The organism is Dellaglioa sp. CoH-55-MRSF-7 (assembly GCF_056782235.1).
Window position 1 is genome coordinate 1 of the sequence record NZ_JBXAYI010000017.1, and the last position, 1,430, is coordinate 1,430.

Consider the following 1,430-nt stretch of genomic DNA (forward strand, 5'->3'; position numbering starts at 1 on the left):
TGAAGTGAACCCCCTGAGTTGGAGAAATCTAACTCAGGGGGTTTTACTATGTTCACAGTTGAAATAAAGAAAAAAGTTCTAAAAGAATATTTGAAAGGTAAACCAGCCGGTTTACTAATGAAGAAGTATGGAATCAAGGGATCTGCAACTATTTATCAATGGTTGGATCATTTTAAAATGTTTGGGATTCAAGGCTTAGAAAATAATTTAGGGAAGACATTTTATGATTATTCCTATAAAATGAAGGTCATTCACTGGCGATTAAAACATAGGGCTTCTTTTCCGGTTACAGCACGTCATTTTAAAATTAAGAATCCTGTCGTGATTTGGGACTGGGAAAAGAAACTGGTACAAGGTCGCTTAAAAACTTCAAAAGGAAAACTGCCTAAAATGACTAAATCAAAAAATCCAAAAACTTCAAAACAATTACAAGAAGAAAATGACTTTCTAAGGGCACGGGTAGCGTACTTGGAAAAATTGGACGCCTTAATACAGAAAAAACAAAGATTAAAAACCAAGAAAAAGCCCAGATAATCACTGAGTTAAGGTGTGAATTACAGATTAAGTTGGCAACCGTATTAAAAGCTGGACTGATGTCCAGCAGTAGCTACCATGATGCTTGTAAACGAGAGTACCAACAAGATTCAAAAGAACTGATTGAAACGATTAAAACAATTTGTGAAGGGCATTCTGATTATGGGTATCGTCCCGTAACAAGTGAGTTACGTAACATAGGCATTAAAATCAATCACAAAACCGTGTTGAGAATAATGCGAGAAAACAAACTCCTATGTCACGCTTACGAACGAAAAACGAAAAGATATAATTCATATAAAGGAACTGTTGGTAAAATAGCTTCCAATCTTTTAAACCGACGTTTTAAGACTGATAGATCCTATCAAAAAATAGTAACTGATGTCACTGAACTACGATGGGGAAATAAAAGTACAAATGAAAGAGCTTATTTTACGGCATATATTGATTTATTTAATAGTGAAGTCCTTCAATGGTCAATTAGCCTCCACCCAACGGTGGAGTTTGTGACAGAACCACTAAAACGGTTAATCAATAAACGTTCAAATCTCAGTTATCGAATGACAGTTCACTCTGATCAAGGATTTCAATATCAGAACAGCCGTTATACAGAGATTATCAAATCAGCAAAAATTTTTCAAAGTATGAGTCGCAAAGCGACTTGTTTAGATAATGCATGTGCTGAAAGCTTCTTTCATATTTTAAAAGTTGGGACAGTTCATAATCACGATTATGCGACATACGAAGCTTTAAAAGTAGCCATAAAAAATTATATTGATTATTACAATCATAAAAGAATTAAAATAAAACTGGCCGGTATGTCTCCGATTGAATATCGAAAACATACCGACCAGATGATCGCTTAATATTTACTCCAACTTTTGGGGTTCACTTCA

General features: G+C 34.5%; 2 protein-coding genes. Both read left to right on the plus strand.

The genetic code is table 11. The features are described from left to right. The first annotated feature begins 48 nt into the window (after window positions 1-48). Window positions 49-534 (plus strand): helix-turn-helix domain-containing protein, encoded by a 486-nt coding sequence (locus AC1RPU_RS07575; RefSeq protein WP_481761995.1) that lies wholly within the window; start codon window positions 49-51, stop codon window positions 532-534. Window positions 535-560: 26 nt separating this feature from the next. Next, window positions 561-1,400, plus strand: a complete 840-nt coding sequence (locus tag AC1RPU_RS07580) for an IS3 family transposase (RefSeq protein ID WP_481761996.1) — start codon at window positions 561-563, stop codon at window positions 1,398-1,400. Window positions 1,401-1,430: the final 30 nt, after the last annotated feature.

Coding starts and splice junctions, on each gene's coding strand:
- AC1RPU_RS07575 (WP_481761995.1), top strand. CDS start 49: ATGTTCACAGTTGAAATAAAGAAAAAAGTTCTAAAAGAATATTTGAAA.